Raw genomic sequence first — 21341 nt, 5'->3', positions numbered from 1 at the left:
AATGAATGAACAAGTGAAGCGTGAAACAGACCAGGCAATCCGGATAACGGGCCTGCGAAAATCGTACGGCGATACCATGATACTGGATAATTTCAGCCTTTCCGTACCCTCGGGAACAGTTTTTGGGCTTATCGGTCCCAACGGCGCAGGCAAGAGTACCCTGATCGGTATTTTAACCGGCCTGCTTGATTCCGAGGAGGGAGAGATCGTGATCAATGGATTGCCGCTTACCGAAGAAAATGAGATCAACATCAAGGCGCAGATCGCTTCCGTATTGCAGCCACCGCTGCTGTTTGAACACTTCAGCAGCCACGATTTCCTGCATTATATCTGCGACATTTATGAGGTGCCGGCCGCAGAGCGACAGAAGAGGATGGAATCACTGCTGGACTTTTTGGGACTTTCAGAGTTCCAGCACGCCAAGATCAGCAAGTTGTCTTCGGGCAGCCGGAAAAAGCTCTCGTTTTGCGCAGCTATCCTGAGTGAGCCGGAGATCCTGTTCCTGGATGAACCGTTTGAGAGTATTGACGTGATCTCGATCGGCAGGATGAAAACAATACTGAACCGGCTGCAGGACAAGGGCGTTACGATCGTTATCACGAGTCACATCCTCGAAATTGTTGAAAATATGTGCGACGATATCGCTATCCTGCACGAGGGAGAAGTGATTGCCTATCTCGATTCCGAAACCCGCAGGGAGCTCCAGGAAGATGCCAGCCTGAGCGAAATTTTTGAGCACTATGTTGGGGTGGAGCACCCGCGAGAGGACGTGCTGAAATGGCTGTAGACGTTTTTTCAGGTTCTTTACGGCTGTTTTGGGTTTCGGCAGGAGATCCGTAATTAATAGTGAAATCCCAGCCAGTTCCAGTGGTAAAGCTGCCAGAGGTTGGCGGTAAAAACGATGCTGATAATCGCTAGGCAGAGCCGGCTCCAGAAGCCGCTGAGCGAATTTTCCCACGCCCGGAAAGTCAGGTACCAGAGTGTGATCGTCAGCATGACCGATATCAGCGGGAAGATCAGCCAAAAGGTGATGGCCGAAGATAGCCCGTACACGATACTTTCCGGTCCGGTCAGCGAGGTGCCCAAGCCGATATAAAAAACGAGCAGGAGCAGGCTGTTGAGCCATGCGATAATCTTGATATACAGTGGCAGCGGCGAGGTGGTTATCAGCGTGGGCCGGTAGGGGCGGCGTACCAGGTAGGCGGCGGGCCAGTACAGCAGAGTCAGCAACAGGGTGGCGAACGTGATGCCTAACAGGGTGAAATGGAGGGTACGCGAAGAGATGAACGGGATTTTTTCAAAGGCAACAAACGGCATGTCATTAAAAAACAGGTGCGTGATCTCCCCGTCACTGTTCTGTCGAAAAATCAGCGGGTGTCGATTTTCGGTATTCCGGAACTGGAGGCTCTCGGTGGGAATCCATTCCTGTGTTTGGCCGTCCCGCGTCACGTTCAGGGTGCGGTCGCCGGTTACTTGAACCGTTACGGGATTCATCAGCGAAATGATTTTGGTCAGCCGTTCGTGGGAGTACCGGTTGGAGCGGTACTCCCCGGCAAACTGCTGCAGGTAGGGTTGATCAGTGGACATCGTATCTGGGGGCGACGCCTGGTCGGGGAAGTAGCGGTCAACAAACGCCTCCAGGACATGCTGGGTTGCCTGTGCTCCGCCAGCACTGTTAAACGAGATAAAAAAGCCGATATCGTAATCGGGAAACAGGGCCAGCAGGGAGTGGAACCAAAATGTGCTGCCCCCGTGTCCAAAAATGGAGACGCCATTTTGGCTCATGTCGATAAAGCCGTAGCGCATCGGGTTGAGCTGATCGTGGTGGCTGAAGGCCTGGCTCTGCATAAGCCGGGCGGTTGTGGAATCGAGCAGTGTGTTTCCCTGGTAGCTGCCCAAGTTCAAATGAGCCTGCATAAAGGGGATCATGTCGGCGGCGGTGGAGCTGGCAGTACCAACAGGGCCCAGCGGAACAAACTCGAACGGCTGTTCAGTGAGGATCCCCTCTTCGACCGCATATCCCCGGGAGAGCCGGGGCTGTAGAGGCTCGGGGACAGGTTGCCTGAAGGTCGTGGCGTCCATCTCCAGCGGATGAAGGACATACTGTTCTATATAGTCGGGGAACCGGAGTCCGCTTACCTGCTCTACGATATGGGCGGCGATTGCGGTACCGTGGTTGGAATAGGAGGCGATCTGGCCCGGTGGATGCACCCGGGCGGGCAGCTCTTCGATCAGTATTTCTTCGAGCGGTCGCAGCCGACCGGTATCAAGTGCAAAAAGCCCGATAATCCGGTCTTCAAAACCGGCGGTATGAGTCATCAGGTGTTTAAGGGTGATCGGCTCAGGATAGGTGTCGGGAATAGTGAACGCTTCCAGGTACCGGTTAACATCGGTGTTGAGGTCCAGCTGCCCTTCTTCAACGAGCTGCATAACGGCGGTCCAGACAAAAAGCTTGGAGATAGATCCAACCCGGAAAAGCGTCTGGTTCGGGTCGACCGGTACCTGATTGCGCCGGTCTGCATATCCATAGCCTTTGAGCATCAGTGGCTGCCCGTTTTGGATAACGGCGAGGGTGGCACCGGCAATCTGTTGTTCCTCCATATACGATTGAATAGTGCCATCCAAAAACGCGTGCAGGTCAACGCTGTCAACGGGGACAGTCTGACCAAAAGAGGGTCCCGAAGTTGAGTAAATAAAAAGGAGAAAGAGTATGCACAACTTTTTCATGAGATCAGCAAACTTAAAAGTAGAACATGGACATTTCAGCAGTAAAGGGAACTGTACAACCGCTGTTTTTCAATAGCAACTATATTTTTTGCCAGGGCTGCACCGATCCCGGCTTTAGAGAATTCCCCGGTCAAAAAATATTATAGAAGGCTTTGCAAAACTCCCAACTCCTTGTTCTGAGAGATTTGTACGCCGGTTAAAAGATCAAAACGGTCGGACTTTCCAACAAAATAGCAGGTTCTGCAAAGGTTTTCCATAAACAGTAAAAGCAGAATAGGGCCTGCGGCAATGATCCGCAATCGAAATTTTTATCCGATAGCAGTGATTTGATATCGGTTACTATAAAAAAAGTTCCGCGTAATGAGAGAGGATTCGGGCTTTTTGAATGCGCAACAGAGAATCCCTTGGCCCGGCCTGTCAACTCCCGGCAAGCTGAACTCAACTTTCTGCCAACGACAATGGGGTGCGATAAATCCGGTTCAAGTTGTGTGGGCGGAAATGAACTCAAAAGTTACCGTTAGAGATTGGGTTATTAGTTTATTCAAGAAGGGTCTGCAAAATCCTCAATTCCTCGATCGGAGGGAGTTGTACTCCCGTTTAAAGACCATAAGGTCGTTGGTACAACTACCTCCCAACAAAATAACAGGTTCTGCAAAGGTCTCTTCAAATAACTAATAAACCAGTCCACACATAACTAACCTGTGCCTGCGGTGGCTGGAGCGGGGCCGCATTCCCCGTTCATTTTTTTGAACGGCCCAACAATGAATCCAAAAATCCGGAGGAGTCCAGCTGAATTTGGCAGCCTGCCGGGAAAGCAAGAACTCGGCTCCGTGGTTTAACCCTGACACATAACGGGATCTGGATTGCCAATTGTTTTCCGAGGAGGCTCAGGTTTTTTATCCCATTTTCACGGCAATCGTCGGACGACAAAGCCAGGCGTCCGACGAGTAATTCAGAGAGCCTATGTTAAATCAGTTGTTGAATACCGTTATCTCGGCTTTGTTTGTGTTGATCACTTCAAGTCCTTCGAAATCTGTTTTCAGGCTCAGGGGGCGTGGGAAGGAGATCACGTAGGCATCCTCGTGGATCGGCTTCAGCACCTCCTGAACATCGCTGGCGTGGCTGAACTCTTTAAATAACCCGATCATGACCTCATAGAATTCTTTGCGGTGGATGATGAAGATCTTCTCCTCGGCTTGTTCTATCACCCCGTTTAGTTGCTGGAGCGTATGTTCCCGCATATCCCGGGCGATATCCAGGTTTTGGGTGGCAAAAATCTGCACATAATGTCCCCTGGGCAGAGATTCGGTGAGCCCTGTCGCGGTATCCACTTCTACGCCATTTATTGTTTTGTCCTGAAGCTCAGAGAAAGCCATTTTTAGGTTGCTTAACCGTTCATTTAAACGGCTGATATGGTTTTTCAGGGAGTCGATTTCAGCTTCTTTTTCATTTTTCAGCTCAGTCAAAAGCTTCTCGTTGTCGGTATCCCGTTTTTCTACCTGCTCTACCCGTTGTTCCAGGTTGGAGATGAGATTGGACTGTGTCATAAAGCGATCGTATTCACTGGGACTGATATCCACCGGCACATCCCGCCAGGAGGCAAGTTTGGCATCTTTTTTGCCAAAGTTGATCCGAACTCCGAACGTGAGGGTATTGATCAGGTCCGTTCCAAAGCCCTCGTCATCATTGTCAATAGAGTTGGAACCGATATGGTATTCATACTGGCTGAACAGGTCCACCGTATTCGTCAGTCGATAGGCGACGCCCGCCCCCGCATTATAGCTCGCGTTGTGCAGGTCATACGCGGCATCGGGGCCATCGTAATTGACAACATCATAACCGATACCGGCGGTGAGAAAAGGGTTGACCCGGTTAGAGATCCTGTTCACGAATAAAAGCTGATTGAGATTGACAAAGTTTTTCAGCGTAAACAGGTTCACCGAGCTGGTAAACGGGATGGCTCTCCCTTTTACCTGCGTGTGCCGGTAACCGAGTTCCAGCGACCACGCGGGAGTCAGCGCATATTGCACTCCCAGCCCGAATGCCGGGGTGTCTTTGGTGTTGACGCTGAAGTTGCTTGACATGAAGTAATTGCCCTGGTTCATGTCTCCAAGACTGGCTCCACCACTCACTGAAAGACTCAGTCTCCGGTATTCGTTATTGGAGTAGTGCTGGGAAAAAGCTACCGTAGAGGCGATCAGCAATATGGAAATGCTGAGTATACTTTTTTTAATAATCGATGAAGAAATCATAATACTCTCTCTTTGTTTGTTGCTATGCCTTATTTTACTGCTCTCGTATTGAATCAGTTGGCCGGACATACTCTCTCTATAATATTATGTCCTGATCCTTCCGTGCATTGCGTGTAGTTAAAGTTTACACAGATTTTCAACGAGCTCATATTTGAATTTTCTAATTTTTTTTACCCGCTCTCCAGGCTTTCAAGCAGTGTAATCAGGTCTCGATTGTGCCAGCAGGCGGCGTGCCCGGCAAGGGCACAAACCTGTCTTTGCAAATGCGGCGCTATTCGCCTGAGCTAATCCCAAAATCAAACTTGCACTGACCTTCGTGCCGGGATCTTTTCTAAACCCGGTTGAACTCGGTAAATGGTGCAAAAGTGATGTTTCTTGATGAATACCAGGGCCTTTTGCGATATATAAACGTGGGCATAATGTGTAATTGGGAAGCGGCTCGCGCAGTATTCAGTTCCACATACACATTACGATCTATAATTTGTATGTTTAGGCTTGAAATAATGGTTTCTGTATCCTGCAGACCCTGTTTTGGGAGTGAGAAATAATATCAAAATTCGGTTTGATATTATTTTTTCTAATCCCGTATATTTGGAATCTATTTTAAAGCCGATGAGTCGGTAGCTCAGATGGTAGAGCAACGGCCTTTTAAGCCGTGGGTCGAGGGTTCGATCCCCTCCCGACTCACCAAGCATTAACTCTCTCTTAAGCCCCTGTAGGTGGATAACCGCAGGGGCTTTTTTCTGGAACAACATGTGTGGAATGCAAAGCCGGTCTATTATCGTTGTTCTATTACATATTTTGTATGCATACTACTTTTTAGAGTCGAACACTATTTATGGCAGATAAAGAACAAGATCAGTCTTCAAACGAGCAACCATCCCCCCAAAATGCTCCCCAGTTCAGCACGCCGGGTGGTAAGCAGCGCATTATTTTTTGGCTTATCATCGCAGCACTCTTCGGATTTTGGGTCTTAAGTTCTAGCGATACCGGAATTTTTGGTGGTCCGCCGAGTATTGATTACAGCACTTTTCGGGCACAGGTAGAGTCGGGCAATGTCGATCAGGTTGTGATGAAGGGCGACCGCATCCAGGGCGAGCTCAAACAGCAAACCGCGCTCAAGTCTTCGGAAAACGACACCACCCGCTATTCGGAATTTACGACTTATATCCCCTCTGTGGGAGACGATCGGCTGCTGGGCATGCTGGAGGAGAACGATGTCAAAGTTACGGCTGTCCCCCAAAGCGATTTCAACTGGTGGACCATTCTCCTCTGGGGTATTCCGCTGATGTTCCTCTTTTTTATAGGGATGCAGTTTTTCCGGCAGATGCGCGCCCAGGGGCAACCGTTTATGAATATCGGGAAAAGCAAAGCCAAGCTGCAGGATGCCAAAAAAGTGGATACCACATTTGACGATGTGGCCGGACTGGAAAGCCCCAAAACAGAGTTGAAAGAGATCGTGGGATTTTTAAAAGATCCGGAGCAGTTTGACTCGCTGGGAGGAGAAGTCCCCAAAGGAGTGCTGCTGGTGGGGCCTCCCGGTACCGGTAAAACGTTGCTGGCCCGGGCGGTGGCGGGTGAAGCCGGCGTGCCGTTCTTTACGATTACCGGGTCCGACTTTATGGAGATGTTTGTCGGGGTTGGCGCCAAGCGGGTGCGGGATATGTTTGGCAAAGCTAAGGAGAAAGCCCCCAGCATCATCTTTATTGACGAGCTCGACTCCATCGGGCGCAAGCGAGGGGCCGGCCTCGGTGGTGGACATGACGAACGTGAGCAGACGCTCAACCAGATGCTGGCGGAGCTTGACGGGTTTGAACCCAACGAGGGCGTAATCGTGATGGCGGCTACGAACCGACCCGATATTTTGGATAAAGCGCTGCTCAGGCCGGGGCGCTTCGACCGGCAGATTACCGTAAACCTGCCAACCCAGGAACATCGCGAGGAGATCCTGAAAATTCATGCCAAGAATAAAAAGATGAGCGATGATATTGACCTGGCGGAGATCGCTCGTTCGACCCCGGGATTCAGTGGAGCGGATCTCCGGAACCTGCTGAACGAGGCCGCACTGATTGCCGCCCGAAAGAAGAGCAAGCACGTAGAGCAGGAAGATATCGACCAGGCCCGCGACAAGGTGATGATGGGCCTCAAGCGCGACGGCATCAAGTTGTCGGATGAGGAGAAATCGCTGCTGGCTTACCACGAGGCGGGCCATGCCGTCGTGGCCGCAGCAATGCCCAACGCTGACCCGATCCACAAAGTAACCGTCATCCCGCGTGGCAAAGCGATGGGCGTGACCATGCAGCTGCCGGAAAGAGAAAAACTGCTCTACCAGAAAAAGTATATGCTGGACCGCATGGCGGTGATGATGGGAGGACGGGCAGCAGAAAGCCTGATCTTTGACACCTCGACAAGCGGAGCTGAAAACGATCTGAAAGAGATCACCAAGCTCGCTCGCAAGATGGTGCTCGACTGGGGCATGAGCGACAAGTTCGGCCACATGGCGTTTGGCGGCCAGCGGGAACAGGTGTTCCTTGGGGAGCAGATGGGCAGCCAGCGCGAGTACAGCGACAGTACCGCCCGCGAAATCGATGAAGAGGTGAGGCGGATCCTGGAAGATTCATACAAAAAGGCGGAAAACGCCCTCAAGGAACACCGGGATATACTGGACAAGGTAGCCCAGGAGCTGCTCGAAAAAGAGGAAATTCCCGGCAAATGGGTTGAGGACCTGGTAAAAGCGAAGTCAAATAACCAGAAGGTCAGCGACGAAGAGGAGTAATCCCGCACATGAAAACGTACAAAATTATATTTGACAGCGGAGTAACAGAGCGGGTTGAAGTGGGGTCGATAGAGTATAATGACCACATCGGCCGGATAGAGATTAACGACGAAAACGGGGACGAGATGGAACAGTTCTACCTGGATTTTGAACAGATTGCGGCGATTATTCCGCAGGACTGACAGTGATTCCCTGTCACTGGAAATGGCTCAATTGGGTGTGATAAAGCCGCCGTTTACGGGAACCCCGGTGCGCTTTATTTGTAACTTGTCTATAGGATTTTAGACCACAAAATAGTAGTATGCAAGTGATCTGTTCATAATTACTGAACCCAACGAGGGAGCGTTATGTTGAAAGAGTTCAAAGAGTTTGCCGTAAAAGGGAATGTGGTGGACATGGCGGTCGGTATTATTATCGGGGCGGCGTTTACCGGTGTCGTCCAGTCGCTGGTAAAAGATGTGATGATGCCTCCACTGGGGCTGCTGCTTGGAGGAGTCGATTTTTCTAATTTTTTTATTGTCCTGAAGGAGGGAACAGCCCCCGCCCCTTATGCGACGATCACTGCGGCGCAGGAGGCCGGCGCGGTTACACTGAATTACGGCGTTTTTATTAACACTATTTTAGGCTTTTTGATCGTCGCCTTCGCGGTGTTTGTGCTTATCCGGTATATCAACAAGCTTAAACGTCCGCAGGAAACGCCGGAACCGGTGGTCCCCAGCCTGAAAAAATGCCCGTTCTGTATTTCCGATATTCCCGTCGAGGCTACACGCTGCCCCCATTGTACCTCGGAAGTGGATTAGCAACCCACGGTATATTGTAAAAGACAGATATGGTACGCCGCCATTTGAGTGATGGATGAGACGCCCTGTGCGGGTGCGGAGCAGTGTGTCTTTATGATCCTTTTTTAGAAGGGAATGCTTTGCTTTTGGAAGCTCCCTTGTGGTTCCACGTCGAATTTAGTAGCTATCAAGTGAATGGTAATAAAACGGTACGGTGATGAGAAAAATAATATCCACAGTGTTGCTGGTCAGCGGACTCCTGCTGCTTTATTTTGGTTATGATGAATATCATTCTTTCCGTTCGGAAGTCGACCAGTTGCTGGGCGGTGGTGGCTCCGACAAAGCGATCTGGATGCTGGTAGGCGGAACGGCCGCTTCAATCGGGGGCTTGGTCGGACTGCTGCGTGGAGAGCGGTCGATTTGAGATGGAGCATCATAATCAGTCCGCAATTAACTAAACTGCGCTGCCCCTGCACTTGTCTCGGTCGGCTCACAAGTCCAAGGCCGGAAAGGGATGGGGAATAATGAATGTAGAATCAGGAATAATGAATTTCGAAGGGGTGCCGGGATAGAGAACACGGATCTTTCCCCCCTTGTGGCGGTTTTTATTTGACTTTTTGGACAGCCTCGCAGTGCCCCCCATTTTTATGTAGAATCAGCTTTTCTTGGCCTTGAATGCGGCGGCTGCAGCGGGATGTCCCATTCATCGCCTTTTGGTTGCTTTTGAATCAAGCGAAAAGGAACACTACTATTGTGAAGAGGCCTTGTAGGCAATAACGACCCCGGGTAACGCCTATCCCAGGAACAGGTTCAGCAAAAAGACCATCGCCATGCCTGTGATGCCGGCCACGGCGGAGCCCGCGGTCTGCAGTCGGTATGCCTGGGCTACATCCATCCCCGAAAACTGGCTGACCACCCAAAAGTAGCTGTCGTTGGCATGAGAAACGGTCATCGCCCCCGCCCCGATCGCCAGGGTGACCAGCACCGGTCCCAGTCCCTCTGCCAGTCCGGCCCCGGGCAGCAGCGGCAGCATGATGGAGGCGCTGGTGATGATAGCCACGGTCGACGATCCCTGGGCCGACTTGAGCGCTGCCGCAATAAGGAACGGCAGGAAGATGCCGATATTCCAGTTGGCAAGCAGCTCCCCGAGGAACGTACCGATCTCTGTGGCCCGCAACACGCTGCCAAACGCCCCGCCCGCTCCCGTAATAAGGATGATCGTGCCGGCATTTTTTAGCCCGTCTCCCACCCAGTCGCCATACACTTTTGCATCGCGGTGGGTTGGATGAATCGTCCGGAAGGCCAGGAACACCCCGATGATCAGCGCCGTGTTGGGATCGCCCAGGAAGTTAATCGCTTCGGCGCCCCATCCCGCTCCGAACGGGTTCGAGGGCAGGGAGGCCACCGAGCCCAGGGCGATGAGCGCCATCGGCACAAGAATCGGCAGAAGGGCCGTAGTCGAACTCGGCTTTGGTCCGGCCCCCGCTGACGGTTTCACCGCTTGTTTTCCGCCAGCGGCATCAACAGTGCCGGCCGCATCCGGGTCGATATAGATCCGGTTCCCGATCCACCTGGCAAAAAGATAGGTGACCACAATCACGGGAATTGTTACCGCAATTCCCAGCAAAATGACGGACCCGATATCAGCCTCCAGGGTGCCCGCGGCGGCAATCGGTCCGGGTGTGGGCGGTACAAACACATGTGTGGCGTACAATCCCATGCTGAGGGCAACCGCAAAGGTGGCCAGCGACTGTTTGGTCTCGGAAGCCAGTGAGCGGTTGAGCGGGGAGAGAATAACAAAGCCAGAATCGCAAAATACCGGGATAGAGACGATCGCCCCCGTAATACTCATGGCCAGGGCCGAGCGCGCTTTGCCGATACCGCGAATCACCAGGTCGGCGATCACCTGCGTACTTCCGCTCTTCTCCAGCAGCGACCCGATAATCGTTCCGGCGGCAATCACAATACCGATCGAACCCAGCGTGCCGCCAAATCCCCCGGTGATGGCCGATACCGTTTCCGACCCCGGTAAGCCGGAAAAAAGTCCCACCCCAAAAGCAGCCAGCAGCAGCGCCAGGAAAGGATGCAGCTTCCAACGGGCGGTTCCCAGTACGATAAAAATTACGGCGACGATCAGTAACCCCAACAACAGGTATCCGTGCATCAACAACCTTTCTTTTCGTTAATATCCCGCTTCAAGTATAAGAATCTCACGGAAAAGGACAACTCGGGAAATGGGGATTGGGAATAAGAATGGAGATACAATTGTCCCGTGTTTTCCTGCCGGGCGGATACGGGCAGCACCGACCTGTATGAGTCGGTCTTCTCTGTCTATGTTCCGATCGGGAAAATAACTCTCCCCGTTTAAAAATTTGGCCTACTCCCTGTTCAATACTTCAATCGCTTTTTGCATGTTCTTCTCTTCAAAATAGTGGATCAGGGAGAGCACCCGGGGCAGCAGGAATCCCGGGGGATAGGCTACCAGGTTGCCGAGGCTGGAGATCTGGTCATCCACGCGGCGGATGAGCTGGTCCCGCGCTTCCTCTTCGGCCTGTGCCAGGTTTCGGGCAAATTTCCAGGCGAAGTCCCGCGCTTTTGCTATACTGAAATTCACTACCGCCTCGTCGTTTCGCTTGCCGATCCAGTCGAGCAGAAACATGAGGGGAGAGACCCGGCTTATCCGCTGCTGCATCTCATCCACCAGTTCGGCCAGCAGCGTGTTGATCATCATGAAATCGCCTTCCAGGCCGTAAATCTCATCGCCCGGTGCCACTTCGGAGGCGGCGATTCCCAGGTCCAGGTTGATATGTGCGTTCATTCCCAGCAGCAGGTGCTGCATAATAATCACCTCCCGGTTTTCTGCGGCCTCAAAAGCGACCTCCCACGAAAAGGAGACCGGTTCGCCATCCCTGTGCCGCCAGAATGCATCGATATACAGGCGGGCAAACGCGACGTCAAAATGCTCCATGCGAGTGGCGTTCTCGAATCGATTTTCTTCGATCCCCCTGGCAATTTTGGCTGTCGTATGGCGATAGACACAGGCAAAAATACCCAACGGACTTCCCTCGCCGAGCGTTGCATCGATGATATTGTCCAGCTCCGTAAGAACCTCGTCGATGGTGGTGATGTCGGTGTGGGGCATGGAAAGCCTCTTTTTTTCGTGTTTATGACCTATGATCGCAACAGGCTGGTGTGTAATTGACTAACTGGTGTAACTAGATATTTGTGCCCTGTGAATCTGCTTTAAAAACGTACAGCTTATTGGGGTACAAATCTAGTGGTATGTCAACCCAGGATCCTGGATTTTGGCCTTGCTCTGGCAGAACGCGGATAAAACCGATCATGCCGATCTGCACGGATTAACCTAATTACTCTGGGGAATCTCTAAAGATGATAAAGAAGTTCCAACAAGAAACATGAAGCTAATTTTCATAAAAGTGGTGTTCCTTTTGGCTTGATCCAAAAGGAATCTAAAAGATCTGGGCGGTGAATGGGGCAAACGCCCGAGCCTCAGCAGGCGTGGATGCTTGTTGCGCGGTATGTCGCGTCTGTACGGGATACTGCTTCGGTCTCTGCGCCCCATTCAAGGCCGGGAAAGCGGGTAGTTTTTCATTCACCCCTGGTCAAAAATAACCTCAAACCTTCAACTCTTAACCTTCAACCTTCAATCCTCAATCCTCCGGCATTATTAATACTTCATAATTCTTCATTCTACATTCTCCCCTCCCCGATCAACGGAAAAATCGGACCCGGTTACGGTAGATTTGCGGTTCGCCATCGCTTCCAAGATCCGTGCATAGTCCGGGAGGTCTGATCTTGTACAATGGCCATGTGTTTTCCGGGAAGTCGGTAAATGGTTGGGTTATTAATGCATATTTCATACTCATGAGTCTGTTGATGGTTTTTTCGATTGTTGGAGCTGTTTCTTGAATTGGCTCAAGTGCCAACGCTACTTAAATGATCGCTGAGAACCGGGATCCGTGCAGAAAATTTTTGGATTATTGAGTCAGATTGATGTGGGGCTGAAAAGGTGTTCAGTTGAAATATTTATTCCTAAAATGATTTTCTATTGAATAAAAGGTATAATCATTTTGAATCGGGTACAGGATCATTTCCAAATCCCACCAGATGGATCTAGATAAGCAAATACGATTGGCGGCTTTCAACTGGCTGAAAAAACAGGTAGAAAAATATGGTGATGTATTAAATCGAGATATGCTGGCCCAGGGGTTTGAATTCAAGGGAACCAGAATACCACTGGTTTCACCGCAGGGAATCTTTAAACCCAAAATACTTGATTTGCCTCTCACTATAACCACCTCGCCCAAAGGTCCTTATGAAGATAGCTTTGATGAACATGATTTCTTGCTCTACAAGTATAGGGGCACCGATCCCATGCACCGAGACAACGTGGGACTTCGCAAGTGCATGCAGAAAGAGGTGCCCTTAATCTATTTCCATGGCATTATACCCGGCAAGTATCTTGTCGTTTGGCCGGTATATATAATTGGAGATGATCCCGACTCGCTGACATTCAGGGTTGCAGCAGACAACCAATATGATGTGGACCAGGAAATAAGCCGAGTTGGTGAGACTGACAAATATCGCCGGGCTTATATTACTGCTTCCGTAAGACAACGACTGCACCAGCGCGGTTTCCGTGAACGCGTGATTGCCGCCTACCAGTCGCAATGTGCCTTCTGCCACTTAAAACATGTAGAGCTGTTGGATGCCGCCCATATCATTCCCGACCAAGAGGAAGAAGGGATACCCTCCGTTAACAATGGATTGGCCTTGTGCAAAATCCATCACGCCGCTTTTGACAAGCACATTCTTGGCGTTACTCCGGACTATGAAATCAAGGTCAAAGATGAGGTCTTGAGAGAAGAGGATGGACCAATGCTACTGCATGGAATTCAAGAGTTGCAGGATAAGAAATTGATTTTGCCTAGATCGAAGAAGGCTTGGCCTAATCAGGAGTTTTTGGAGTGGCGGTATCAGGAGTTTAAGGATAAAATTTAATCTGTAATCATTCTGATGAAATTACCTCTGAAGATTAGACTTTACATTTTAGACATCTTGACTTAAGAATTATTCATAACCATAACCGATTACCAAACAATAATAGATATCAACTTGATTCAAACAATAAATACTTTAATCTAAGATGAATAAAAATGAGAGAGGGTTACTACTTCTTATTTTTCTAGGAATCCTAATATTTATAATTGTATCGTTTAACACGAGCTTACCTGAAAACCAATCAGCCAAGATTGTATTGATATCCACTTTAGTTATGCTGTCATTGGTAACATTTTTTTTAGAACATTTTTTTACAAAGCCTACTGATGTTCTGGCTTCAACAATATCGATAATCTTGTTGCTAGCTCCATTAAATGATCAGTTAAACAACTTAGGGATTTGGTATGATTTTTTTTTGATATACAATATTCTTCTTTTCTGTACCTCCTTAATGGCTTTATTCCTTTTAACTAAGAATGAGTCTTCTAAATCAACTAAGAACATATGGTCAAAGAGGTTTAAGGAATTCAGCACTTTGTTCGGGAAGGGTAAACTATTGTTTTTTGCTTTGTTCATTTTAACTCTTCTTTTCTATGTAGATAATCAATCTTGGGCTTTTCTCAGTTTATTTTTTTATAGTGCTTTAATCCTTTTTATAGAGCCCAAAAAACATACAATTAATTTCTTTATTGAAAAGGATACGGCTCCTGAAGAAGTTGGTGAAATACTAAGTGTAGAATCTGGTAATATTTTTCTCGCAAAAATTTATCCAGACCAAAATACTCACATAGATAAATTTGAATTTTTAATGTTTACCCACACTATTCAGGGTAATGAAAAAACTTTTCTTGGCTTAGTCGTTGATAGCACCCTCTTAGATGAAGAGAAGTGGATCAAAATACTACAGTTAGAAGAAATAAAAGTAAATTCGAATCTCTCAGCAAATAGAATATACCAAACCGATAGAGACAAAGGAGAGGATTACGAAAATTTTGTAGGTCTTGTGACATCTGGTTCGGATATCGAAACAATTAAGTTTGAATATTCTCCGAAGGTTGGAAGTTTAGAAGATGGAGACTTGGTTACGCTTGATATAGACGGTAGAAATGTATTCTATCAAATAATAAATGGCGTGGTTAAATCTGAAAACTTAGAAGAGCGAAATAAAAGAGGATATGTAGAGGCAGTTGCAATCCAACTTGGGGTTTGGGATAAAGATTTAGGAGCATTTGATAAATTTGGTTGGGTTCCAAATATAAATACCCCTGTCAATAGATTTTATAGAGATTTTGATTTGCCAGAAACTTCAGAAAATGAATTTGAACTTGGTTTTATACCTAAAACTGATATTCCATCTGTTCTAGATTTAAAAGAAGCTGTAACACATCATACAGCCATATTAGGTATTACTGGTAGTGGTAAGTCATTTATCGCGAGAGAAATAATTGCAAAGCTAAAAAGAGATACTAAAGTAATCTGTATTGATTTCACAGGTGAGTATGTTGATAAATTATCAGCATTAGACCCAGAACTACTTGTAGATAAGGAAGGATTAGATGCGACTGAAGAATTATATGCAAAGTATAAAGATGCTGATTCCAAACGGGCTGGGAACCAAGAAACTTTAAAGTTGAAAAATCAAATAGATGAGAAGTTGTTAGGCTATATAACAGATTTTATGGATAGTGAAGATAACCTATCCATCTTTGAGCTACCTGACTTATCAAATACGTCTTTTATTTTGAAGTTTACTCAGCAGTTTTTAGAAAGTATATTTAAATATGCTAAGAAAAATGATGACGAGAGAATTTGTATAGTTATCGAAGAAGCTCACACAGTTGTACCTGAAACTAATAGCTTGGGGGATTTTGGAGATTATAGTAGTAATAAAGCTTTAGTGAATAAAATTGGACAAATAGCCCTCCAAGGTAGAAAGTACGATGTTGGATTTTTTGTTATTGCTCAAAGAACTGCCAATGTTTCAAAGACAGTACTAACACAATGTAATACAATTATAAGTTTTCAAGCACATGACAAAACCTCTTTTGGGTTTTTGGAAAATTACTTTGGCAGTGATATGATAAATGCGATCCCAACACTTAAAAGGTATCATGCTGTAGTTTCGGGCAAGGCCATCAAGTCAAAATTACCAATGATTATTGATCTAAAACGAGAAACATCACAAGATCAAGAAGAGTAGGATACAATTGGTACAATATCCTAATTAATAGTTTTTTATTTTACCTCAACCTGCGAATACTCTCAGCCAACCCCGCACTGCAACCAGCATCTAAACAACAATCATTCCCGCAAAGCTGCAGATTTTGGCCAGGTCGCCGTCCCAGTTCGGTTTGATATTGAGGTTTCACAACCCATCCCAACGTACCATTAAGGCCGGAACCCAACCCATACATCAAAAAGTGTAATTTTTAATGTATGGTACCTGTAAAACCCTTATGTTGAGGCCGGAATTAAACTCATGCCTTAAATGACAGGTATTTTAATGTCTCAACAGCCGATATACCGCGTTAATCCCGATCGCAATACACCCTGGAATGACCTGCCGCTGCTGCCGATCGATGAAGAACTGTATAAAAATGTTGAGATCTACGAACAGCTGGGCCGGGCCAAGGAGGCGATGGGGCTGCTGGCCGGACGCAGCGTGGCCATCCCCAACCAGGCGCTCCTGATCAACAGTATTACCCTGCAGGAGGCGAAGGATTCGAGCGCCATCGAGAACGTCTTTACCACCACCGACGATCTCTACCAGGCGTTCAGCGACAGCCGGTTCGATGATAATGTATCCGCCCCCACGAAAGAGGTGCTTCGTTATCGGGAGGCGATATGGGAGGGACATAAATATTTACAAGAACACGGTGCGTTTGATCTGGATTACTTTGTGAACTTGTACCAGGAGATCAAAGAAGCCCGCGATGCCATTCGTCCGCCTTTTGCCACGACCTATATTCGCCAGGGGGGCAGTGGACCCAATGCCGGCAAACGAGTGTACACGCCGCCCAAGGGAAAGGAGGTGCTGCGGGAGAAGCTGGAGAACCTGACGGAGTTTTTGAATGACGATTCCATCCCGCCCCACGAGCCGCTGCTAAAGATGGCGATTGCTCACTTTCAATTTGAGGCGATCCACCCCTTTCGCGATGGCAATGGACGCGTGGGACGCATCCTGAATATTCATTACCTGACAAAGGCGGGACTTTTGGAGCTGCCCATTCTTTATCTCAGTCGCTATGTCATCGATCACAAGCAGGAGTATTACGATACGCTGGCGGGGGTGTCGCAGCGCGGGGACTGGGAGGCCTGGATACTGTATATGCTTCGGGCGGTGGATTCTACGGCACGGCTGACCTACCGGAAGGTCAATGATATCCTGGAGGCCAAAGAAGCCATTTTGGAGGCCGTGGAACGTGAGCAGAATTTTCAGCGCCCGGGCCAGCTTATCGATGCCATTTTCACCCAGCCGTTTACGAAGGTGAGTCACCTGACCGATGCGGGGCTGTATGCGGAAAATACGGCCCGCAGCTACCTGAATACGCTGGATGAGATGGGGGTGCTGGAGAAACGGGAGATCAAGGGGCGTCACTATTATCGTAATCGTGAACTGGAACAGATCCTGACGTTTTAACCCGAATTATTCACAATCATATTAAAAAGACGCACAACCAAATTTCTTGGTGAGAAATTCGAGTTAGGTTTTCTCCTCACGGCCTATGAATTTGTCTCCCGCTCCCGGCAAACACAAAGAAGGCGGAGTGCGTTATTGATTGACTGGTTATCAGTTGGCAGGATTGGGCGGTAGCAAGGGGCGTGGCCAGCTTCATCCGAATATTTCTAAAACCCTACGCCAAAATATTCTCATTGCCCGAATCCGCTACAAATACGCAGGCAGACTGGGTCTGCTCTACATAGCTGCGGAGCTCATCCAGGTCCGGGTCTTCCGGCAGCCCAAACAGGTCGACATCTGCCTGGGGCGCCTCCCGCATCACCGTCTTAAAATCGCCGATCTCCACATGGGGCTTCACATCGGGCAGGCGGGCCACATCCCGCAGATTTTCAAGATATTGATACGCATTCTCCACCTCCGGCTCCTCCACCACGGTGATGATGCGCATCTCGGCATCCCAGTTGACCTTCAGCTTGTACGCGGTCAGCATCGCCAGGTCTACGTTGCCGAGCTCCATGCTCAGATCCCAATCGGGGCTCTGCTCATGGACCCACACATTTACCAGCGCACTGCGTCCGAGCTGGGCAATCGTATCCTCAACATATAGTTGAATGCCCATATTGTTGAGGCGCGCCTGCCGGATGATCGACAAAATTTCATCATCATACTGCTTGTGGGCGGGGAGTCTCAAAAACAAAATGTTGGGCCTGAAAAATGTGCCTTGCAGGGTTTGCAGCGAATTGAGCACGGCATCTTCAAAATTATTGGAATCGATGACGCTCCACCGGGCATAAATATTTTCTCGCTGAAATGACATTGAAAAATCCATCAGTGAATCCCTGAACGTTCCCTCATCTTCCTCCCCCGAGACTCCCACCAGCTTGACCGATCCCTTGGGATACACCAGGTTCCTGATAAGGCTGAAGTTGCCGCGCAGCTCGCGGGAGCTCCGGACCGGCACCAAGAGATTGGCTTTCCAGGCCCGCTCGTTATTTTCGGGCAATAGGGATACCCGCTTGGCCGCCCACTCGGCCAGTGACACAAACAGGCCGCTTCGCATATCGCCGTAGGGGACCTGAAGCTTTCGGTTGGACAGGTACAGGTACGTGATTATGACGAAGCCCAGGGCGATGAGCCCGAAGGTGGAGTTGATGACAAACATGGTAAACAGGCAGCCCACCGTGCCCAGGAACGGCACAAATTTGGGAATCGAAAACGTCGGCCGAAAGCTGATCATGTCCATCTGCTGCTCAATAAAGACCACCATGTTGATCATCATGTAGGTGATCAGGAAAAACATGGTGATCAGCGGGGCGATGGTATTCAAATCCCGCAGCAGCAGGGTGCCCAGCACCAGGCCGCCGGTCAGCAGGATGGCATTACGCGGTTCGCCGTTGTCCGCCAGCTTCGAGAACACCTCGCCGCCCGGAAATATCCTGTGATCTCCCAGTGCCTGCAGGATACGGGGCGCCCCCACGATAGAGGCCAGCGCCGATGAAAAGGTCGCCCCCAGCAGTCCGCCCAGCACCGCTGGCGACCAGAACGCGTAATCGATCATCACGTTGTAGTTGCTCACCAGCTCATCTACCGGGGCCACTTTGGCCATCCAGTATCCACTGGACATATAAATAAGGTAGCTGATGCCGATGGCCGACAGCGTGCCCAGCGGTATGCTCTTCTTGGGATTTTTAAGCTCTCCCGACATGTTGGCCCCGGCCATAATACCGGTGGCGGCGGGAAAAAGAACGGCAAAGACCACCCAGAAGCTGACACCCTGGAAATTATCCTCCGGCTCACCCGGGAACTCTCCCCACCACTGGATGCTGTGTTCCATCGCCCCGGTAAACACGCTGGCGCCCACCGATACCAGGGCCGCGATGATAACCGCCAGTATGATGTACTGGATACGAAAAGCCAGCCTTGCGCTTAGATAGGCGACGATGAAGAGCAGGCTGAATACGACCATATCGACGGCAATGGCATAATGGTCGGGGAAGATATAGAGCCAGCCTTCCCTAAAACCGAAAATGTACATGGTGATGGCAAACGTCTGTGCCAGGTACAGCGGCACGCCCACACTGCCGCCGACTTCCAGTCCCAGCGACTGCGAGATAATGGAATACGCCCCGCCGGCCTTAATGCGGATATTGGTGGTGATGCACGACATCGACAGCGCCGTAAAAGTGACGATCAGGAAGGCAAGGGTGATGATCAGCCATCCGCCCAGCAGTCCGGCATTCCCGATCACCCAGCCCTGTCGCAAAAACAGGATGACTCCCAGGATAGTCAGCAGGGTGGGAACAAACACGCCGCCAAAAGTGCCGTACTTCTGCTTTTTTTTGGAAGCATGTTCCTCAACTTGTTCCTGCAGCGTGGATTCTTCTGCGGGTTGTTTATTCATGGAGATTCATGGTAACGGGTTTACCGGTCAATATGACAAGCAAACTATAAAATCACTTTTAATGAACAAACTTGTTTATGGAGATCTTCGAACTGCTTGTCGGACGGCTGGTGTTGTCGTCCGGTGAATGATCTCGGACTTTTTACTTCGCCGTATTTCTACAGAGGTATGGCTTTCCAATGGTGTGTGCCCTGGAGGGAAATTTTTATGGTTATTGCACTCCCAAATACACTCACTTCAACAGATGAAATTTTAATCACTGAAATTGGCAAAACAACGGCTTTGCAAAGTCCCCGTTTAACAGATGTTTCTCGGTTACAATGTTCTGCATTGGAATTCACGGACTATGTATCGCTTTAGAGATATAATCAAATCCTATACTCCTGATCGATAATTTCTAACAGCCGGGTGGAATGGTTGGGGAGTCTTCGCGGTTGTAACAGTCAATATAGTTCAATGTTAAACTAAAAAGGATTACAAATGTCCACCCCCAAGCTTTTTGACACTATTGACGTGGGAACCCAAACCCTGAAAAACCGGCTGGCGATGGCGCCGATGACCCGCAACCGGGCTCATAACGAGGCCAATGCTCCCACGGAGCTGCATGCCGAGTATTACAGCCAGCGCGCCTCAGCTGGACTCATCCTCTCAGAGGGATCGCAGATATCCCGGCAGGGGATGGGCTATATCGACACTGCCGGTATCCACAGCCAGGAGCAGATCGAGGGATGGAAGAAGGTGCTGGAGGCCGTCCACCAGAACGAGGGTGTGATGTACAGCCAGCTCTGGCACGTGGGACGGGTTTCCCACACCTGGTTCCACGATGGGGAGCCGCCGGTGTCCTCCACAAATAAAAATGCCAACACCCAGGTATTCACGCCCGAGGGCTTCCAGCCGACCTCCACGCCCCGTGCCCTCTCTACGGAAGAGGTGGAAGCCGTGGTGCAGGATTTTCGGCAGGCCGCGCGCAACGCCATCGAGGCCGGGTTCGACGGCGTACAGATCCACGGCGCCAACGGCTACCTGGTGGAGCAGTTCCTCCATGACAGCATCAACGACCGCACGGACCGCTATGGCGGCTCTGTCAAAAATCGGGCCCGTTTTCTCTTTGAGGTGCTGGATGCGGTGATTGAGGAGGTGGGATCTGATAAAACATCGCTGCGCCTCTCCCCCAGTAATCTGATGGCTACTGAAAATGACTCTGAATCGAAAGCCCTGTATGAGTATGTGATCCGCAAACTGAATGAGGAGTATGAGCTCGCTTTCCTTGAGCTGGTGGAACCGCTGGCCGACCTGTCGGACCACCCGCAACTGGCAGAGAATGTGTTGGCCTACTATGGTCCTTTTTATGACGGCGTGCTGATGACTAATGGCAACTATGACCGTATAGCGGCCATCAACGTGGTAGAAGAGGGGAAAGCAGATATGGTTTCTTTCGCCCGCGAATTCCTGGCCAACCCGGACCTTCCGAAGCGCTTCGCGCAGAACGCCCCCCTCAATGAACCGGATCGCGACACCTTCTACGGCGGCGACGCGAAAGGCTATACGGATTACCCGTTTCTGGAGGAAATGGAAATCAAGGGTTAGCCTGCATTTCTCCCCAAGAAATTGGTTTGTATGCAAGGCGAAGTGGTAATCGCAAGCGAGACGTATGCTGGTACGTTCAGCGAGCGATTCCCACATTCAACGCAGCAGATGAACCAAT

14 protein-coding genes and 1 tRNA gene are annotated in these 21341 nt (G+C 49.6%); 10 read left to right on the top strand and 5 right to left on the bottom strand.

Annotation, left to right across the window (positions count from 1 at the left end; all coding sequences use genetic code 11):
- Nucleotide 1 precedes the first annotated feature (1 nt).
- Nucleotides 2-787, top strand: coding sequence for an ABC transporter ATP-binding protein (locus ACG2E4_RS01165; protein ID WP_395275472.1), 786 nt, complete (start codon nucleotides 2-4; stop codon nucleotides 785-787).
- A 53-nt stretch (nucleotides 788-840) separates the two neighbouring features.
- Here ACG2E4_RS01165 and ACG2E4_RS01160 read toward each other — a convergent pair whose 3' ends face one another.
- The gene (locus ACG2E4_RS01160; RefSeq protein ID WP_395275471.1) at nucleotides 841-2727 is read right to left on the bottom strand and encodes a serine hydrolase domain-containing protein; all 1887 of its coding nucleotides are present in this window, start codon (nucleotides 2725-2727) and stop codon (nucleotides 841-843) included.
- A gap of 971 nt (nucleotides 2728-3698) precedes the next feature.
- Complete coding sequence (locus ACG2E4_RS01155) at nucleotides 3699-4979, bottom strand: outer membrane beta-barrel protein (protein ID WP_395275470.1); 1281 nt, start codon at nucleotides 4977-4979, stop codon at nucleotides 3699-3701.
- Nucleotides 4980-5593: 614 nt separating this feature from the next.
- On the opposite strand from ACG2E4_RS01155, the gene ACG2E4_RS01150 reads away from it, so the two are divergent.
- The 5 genes from ACG2E4_RS01150 to ACG2E4_RS01130 all read left to right on the top strand — a co-directional run bounded on the left by ACG2E4_RS01150 (nucleotide 5594) and on the right by ACG2E4_RS01130 (nucleotide 8958).
- Nucleotides 5594-5669 (top strand) — tRNA-Lys (locus ACG2E4_RS01150).
- 148 nt (nucleotides 5670-5817) lie between these two features.
- A complete protein-coding gene (gene ftsH / locus ACG2E4_RS01145; RefSeq protein WP_395275469.1) occupies nucleotides 5818-7755 on the top strand; it encodes an ATP-dependent zinc metalloprotease FtsH in 1938 nt (645 codons plus the stop codon).
- A gap of 8 nt (nucleotides 7756-7763) precedes the next feature.
- Nucleotides 7764-7937, top strand: coding sequence for a hypothetical protein (locus ACG2E4_RS01140; RefSeq protein ID WP_395275468.1), 174 nt, complete (start codon nucleotides 7764-7766; stop codon nucleotides 7935-7937).
- Between the two features lie 165 nt (nucleotides 7938-8102).
- The gene (gene mscL / locus ACG2E4_RS01135) at nucleotides 8103-8555 is read left to right on the top strand and encodes a large-conductance mechanosensitive channel protein MscL (RefSeq protein ID WP_395259569.1); all 453 of its coding nucleotides are present in this window, start codon (nucleotides 8103-8105) and stop codon (nucleotides 8553-8555) included.
- A gap of 196 nt (nucleotides 8556-8751) precedes the next feature.
- On the top strand, nucleotides 8752-8958 hold the full coding sequence (locus ACG2E4_RS01130) for a DUF3185 family protein (RefSeq protein ID WP_395275467.1): 207 nt from the start codon (nucleotides 8752-8754) through the stop codon (nucleotides 8956-8958).
- Between the two features lie 369 nt (nucleotides 8959-9327).
- Here ACG2E4_RS01130 and ACG2E4_RS01125 read toward each other — a convergent pair whose 3' ends face one another.
- Both ACG2E4_RS01125 and ACG2E4_RS01120 read right to left on the bottom strand, forming a co-directional pair.
- Nucleotides 9328-10698, bottom strand: coding sequence for a GntP family permease (locus tag ACG2E4_RS01125; RefSeq protein ID WP_395259695.1), 1371 nt, complete (start codon nucleotides 10696-10698; stop codon nucleotides 9328-9330).
- 213 nt (nucleotides 10699-10911) lie between these two features.
- Nucleotides 10912-11676 (bottom strand): DUF5995 family protein, encoded by a 765-nt coding sequence (locus ACG2E4_RS01120; protein ID WP_395275466.1) that lies wholly within the window; start codon nucleotides 11674-11676, stop codon nucleotides 10912-10914.
- 986 nt (nucleotides 11677-12662) lie between these two features.
- On the opposite strand from ACG2E4_RS01120, the gene ACG2E4_RS01115 reads away from it, so the two are divergent.
- The 3 genes from ACG2E4_RS01115 to ACG2E4_RS01105 all read left to right on the top strand — a co-directional run bounded on the left by ACG2E4_RS01115 (nucleotide 12663) and on the right by ACG2E4_RS01105 (nucleotide 17196).
- Nucleotides 12663-13556 carry an HNH endonuclease gene (locus tag ACG2E4_RS01115; RefSeq protein WP_395275465.1) on the top strand — a complete coding sequence of 298 codons (894 nt, stop codon included), beginning with the start codon at nucleotides 12663-12665 and terminating at the stop codon, nucleotides 13554-13556.
- Between the two features lie 145 nt (nucleotides 13557-13701).
- Complete coding sequence (locus ACG2E4_RS01110; RefSeq protein ID WP_395275464.1) at nucleotides 13702-15756, top strand: ATP-binding protein; 2055 nt, start codon at nucleotides 13702-13704, stop codon at nucleotides 15754-15756.
- Nucleotides 15757-16059: 303 nt separating this feature from the next.
- On the top strand, nucleotides 16060-17196 hold the full coding sequence (locus ACG2E4_RS01105; protein ID WP_395275462.1) for a Fic family protein: 1137 nt from the start codon (nucleotides 16060-16062) through the stop codon (nucleotides 17194-17196).
- Between the two features lie 214 nt (nucleotides 17197-17410).
- On the opposite strand, the gene ACG2E4_RS01100 is transcribed toward ACG2E4_RS01105, so the two are convergent.
- The gene (locus tag ACG2E4_RS01100) at nucleotides 17411-19636 is read right to left on the bottom strand and encodes an amino acid permease (protein WP_395275461.1); all 2226 of its coding nucleotides are present in this window, start codon (nucleotides 19634-19636) and stop codon (nucleotides 17411-17413) included.
- Nucleotides 19637-20116: 480 nt separating this feature from the next.
- Between ACG2E4_RS01100 and ACG2E4_RS01095 the strand changes: the two genes are divergently transcribed.
- On the top strand, nucleotides 20117-21223 hold the full coding sequence (locus ACG2E4_RS01095) for an alkene reductase (RefSeq protein ID WP_395275460.1): 1107 nt from the start codon (nucleotides 20117-20119) through the stop codon (nucleotides 21221-21223).
- Nucleotides 21224-21341: the final 118 nt, after the last annotated feature.

This window comes from Halalkalibaculum sp. DA384 (genome assembly GCF_043951955.1).
In the GTDB taxonomy this organism is placed as follows: domain Bacteria; phylum Bacteroidota; class Rhodothermia; order Balneolales; family Balneolaceae; genus JAMQKA01.
This window is presented reverse-complemented; position numbering and strand designations above follow the sequence as displayed.